2 protein-coding genes and 1 pseudogene are annotated in these 3766 nt (G+C 69.5%); all 3 read right to left on the bottom strand.

Annotated features, from left to right (window positions below):
• Positions 1–45 precede the first annotated feature (45 nt).
• Positions 46–1341 carry an extracellular solute-binding protein gene (locus tag AB0C29_RS37775; protein ID WP_360830948.1) on the bottom strand — a complete coding sequence of 432 codons (1296 nt, stop codon included), beginning with the start codon at positions 1339–1341 and terminating at the stop codon, positions 46–48.
• Between the two features lie 461 nt (positions 1342–1802).
• Complete coding sequence (locus AB0C29_RS37770; RefSeq protein WP_360830944.1) at positions 1803–3212, bottom strand: MFS transporter; 1410 nt, start codon at positions 3210–3212, stop codon at positions 1803–1805.
• Between the two features lie 134 nt (positions 3213–3346).
• Positions 3347–3766: pseudogene (locus tag AB0C29_RS37765) on the bottom strand (alpha-amylase); the annotation flags it as partial.

Below are 3766 nucleotides of genomic sequence, written 5' to 3'. Positions count from 1 at the left end.
CGGCGGAGCCGGCGCGGGCCGGCGTTCGTCGGTGAGCACCGCCGCTCAGCCCTGTTTCGCCGCAGTGGTGACGGCCTTGACCAGCTGTTCCGGCGACGACTTGCCGGCCAGCAGCTCGGCCACGCTGTCGTTGACCTGCTGGCCCACGGCCGGGGCGTAGGCCTGGTCCAGATAGAGCTGGAAGCCGGTCGCCCGGTTCATCGTGTCGGCCACCAGCTTGAGGTTGGGATCGGTGACAGCGTCCGAGGCCGCCTTCACGACCGGCAGCACGCCGGCCGTCTTGGCCTCGATGCGGGCGTTCTCGGGCTGGGCGATGAACTTCAGGAACTCCACCGCTTCCGGCGGTGCGTCCTTGCCGACGGCGAAACCGCCACCGCCGCCGAACGCGTCGGTGATCTTGCCCTTGCCGCCGTCGACCGCCGGGAACTCGAAGAATCCGAGCCGCTCGCCGAGACCCTTCTTGCCGGCCGAGTTGTCGCGCTGGACGACCGGCGCCCACTGGCCCATGAGCTCCATGGCCGCCTTGCCGTTGCCCACCGTCGCGGCCTGTCCGTCCGCTGTGGAATAGCCCGCGGCCAGATAGCCGGTCTGGAACGGTTGCAGCGCGACGAGTTCGGCCAGGCGGGTGCCCGCCGCGACGAAGTCGGGCTTGGCGAAGTCCTTGTCCACGGCCGCCTGCCGCAGCGCGTCCAGGCCGCCGATCCGCAGGGCCAGGTAGGCCCAGTAGTAGTGGCCGGGCCACTTCTCCTTGCCGGCCAGCGCGATCGGCGTGATGGACGCGGCCTTGAGCTTGCGGACCGCCTCCAGGTACTCCGCCCAGGTGGCCGGGGCCTCGCTCACTCCGGCCCGATCGAAGAGCTCCTTGTTGTACCAGAAACCGACCATGCCGGTGTCGACCGGGGACGCGTACGTCTTGCCCTCGATCGTGTACGCGTCGAGCGCGGTCGGGATGAGCGTGTCCTTCCACTGGCCGACCTCCGCGGAGAGGTCCTTGACCATGCCCGCGTCGGCCTGCTGGGCCAGCACGCCGCCACCCCAGGTGTGGAAGATGTCCGGCGGGTCGCCGGCCTGCACGACGGTGGTGAGCTTGGTCTTGAAGGCCTCGTTCTCCAGCGGCGTGATCTCGAACTTGACGCCGGGGTGCGAGGCCTCGAACTGGCGGGCCATCTTGGCCCACTCCGACAGCATCGGATCGGCGTTGGCGATGTGCCACCACCGGATCTTCTTGCCTGAGCCCGACCCGCCCTCGTCGCCGCTGCACCCGGCCAGGACCGCGCCGGCCGAGGCCGCGGCGGCCAGTCCGAGTACCGATCTGCGGCTGAACCGCACTGAATCTCTCACGGTCAACTCCCCCTTCGACGCCGTTCCCGGCGCACGGTGGACCGGCGGCCGGGTCCCCCAGCCGCGAAACTTTCATACATTGATCGATATAAATCGGAAACTAATTCGGCACGTTACGAGGTCATATCCAGCCGGTCAAGACCAATCTCGGACCAGGTTGGCGCGGCGCGGCCGACACTTCCCGGAAACCTTCCCGCCACAACAACCGACCAATACCCGAAACTTCCAGCGCCGGGCTGACCTGCTCAGAAGCCGTGCTCACCGGACAGGACCGGCACCATGGACGGAGCCCGCCTCGTAAGCGGCCTTGCGCGGATGGTGCGATTCCGGCGCGATGAAAGTCGCCGGATATCGGTTATACGCGACGGCATTCCGGAGTCGCACGGCAAATGCCCCCGCCCGTTGCGGGCGGGGGCACGGAAGGCAGCACGCCGGCCATCGCCGACCGGCGCGCCCGCGGCCTACTGACCCTGCGGCAGGACCGGAGCCGGTCCACGCGGCAGGAACAACGCGGTGAGATGCCCGATCACTCCGACGACGGCCACGGCCGTCAGGGCCAGCGCGTACCCCCGTCCGGGATGGTCACCGATCGACGCGGCCAGGATCGTGCCGGCCAGCGCCGCGCCCAGGGACGAGCCCAGGTTCGACACGCAGCGGGAGAGTCCCGAGATCTCGCCCTGTTGCTGCTCGCCGAAGGCGGACTGCACGATGTTGACCGACGGGGTCAGCATCGCGCCCAGCCCGAGCCCGATGATGAACAGCCCGGGGACGAACGGCCACACCCCGGCGTAGAACCGGACCAGAAGCACCAGCAACGCCAGTCCCACGACCGTGACGGCGAAGCCGGCGACGATCAGCGTGCGCTGGGCCCGGCGGCGGGCGAACCGCTCGGCCCCCAGCGACGAGAGCAACAGGCCGACCGTGGTGGCCGTGAACACCGCCCCGGTCTCGATCGCGTTGTAGCCGCGCACCACCTGCAGGTAGGCCGACACCACGAAGGAGGTGCCCATGACCATCAGCCACTGGGCGTTCTGCGTGATCAGTCCCAGATTCGAGATGTGGTTGCGGAACAGCGACGTGGACAGCAGCGGCTCCTGACCGGCCCGCTCCCGGGCGCGTACGGACACGAAGAATCCGGCGAGGACCAGGGCCCCGGCGACCAGCAGGCCCAGCATGAGCCACAGCCCGTCGTCGGCGGCGAGAATACCGAGCACTATCAGGATGAGGCCGGCCGCCGAGAGCACCGCGCCACGGACATCGAACGGCCGGGAGGGGTCGGGCCGCACCGGATCGTGGACCGACCGGCGGCTCAGCACGATGATCGCCAGCACGATGAGTGCCTGGAACAGGAACGCGGCCCGCCAGCTGATCGCGGACGCAATGAAGCCACCGATCAGCGGACCGGCGACCGCGCCGATCCCGCCCATCGCGCTGATCGCGCCGAAGGCCCGGGCCCGCGAACCCAGGTCGGTGAAGATCAACGTGGTGAGGATGTAGACCGGCGGGATCAGCAGAGCCGTCCCGACACCCTCGAGGATGGAGTTGCCGATGATCAGCACGCCCAGCCCGGGCGCCATCGCGCTCACCAGCGCGCCCACGCCGAAGAGGGCCAGCCCGGCCACCATGCACCGTTTACGGCCCAGCCGGTCGGTCAGCTTGCCGCCGGGGATCATCAGTGCCGCCATCACCACCAGGAACAGGGTGATGGTCAGCTGAACCCCCTGCACGTCGGTGCCGAGATCCTCGCTGATGTCAGTGATCATGACGTTCATGTTCGAGCCGGCGAAGCTGCAGATGAACTGGGCCAGGGCGAATGCCACCAGCGCCTGCCGCAGTTCGCCCGAGAAGCGTCCGGTCCTGGTCTCCGTCATCGCGATTTCCCTCCGGTAGCTCGCCCAACGGCTCGGACACCACCAGCCGCGTCTCGTCCGGGAGCCGGCGCAGGTTCTCGTTCTCGGGACAGAGCGCCGTCGCCGGTGGTCGTGCGACACATGTGCGTCATCCCTCACTGTTCGACGGCGCGGGCCTGGAGCACATGCCAACCCCAGGCGGACAGGTCGGCGTAGAGCCCGGCCTCCGCCAGCTCATCGCCGTCGCGGTCGAAGACCCGGCCGTCCAGCAGGTCGGTCAGCCGCCACGACGACCCCGCGGTGGGCCAGGGTGGGTGCACGCGGGCCTGGCCCGGCCGGTCGGCGAAGTTCAGCACGATCAGATACCCGGCCTCACCGTCGTGCCACGACCACGCGAGCATGTCGTGATGGCTGGGATTGTCCGGCCAGCCGTGGCAGTCGAGCAGCTGCCACTCCCCCCGCAGGTGCGCAGCCGCCGTCACCAGCCGGCGGTGGAAGGCCCGCAGCTCCGGATCGGCCGCCTCGGCGGGATGGCGGCCCAGGAACACCGGCAGCCGGACCCGCCGGCCCTCGAA

Origin of the sequence: Actinoplanes sp. NPDC048791 (assembly GCF_040650095.1) — a bacterium.
Classification (GTDB): Bacteria; Actinomycetota; Actinomycetes; order Mycobacteriales; family Micromonosporaceae; genus Actinoplanes.
This window is presented reverse-complemented; position numbering and strand designations above follow the sequence as displayed.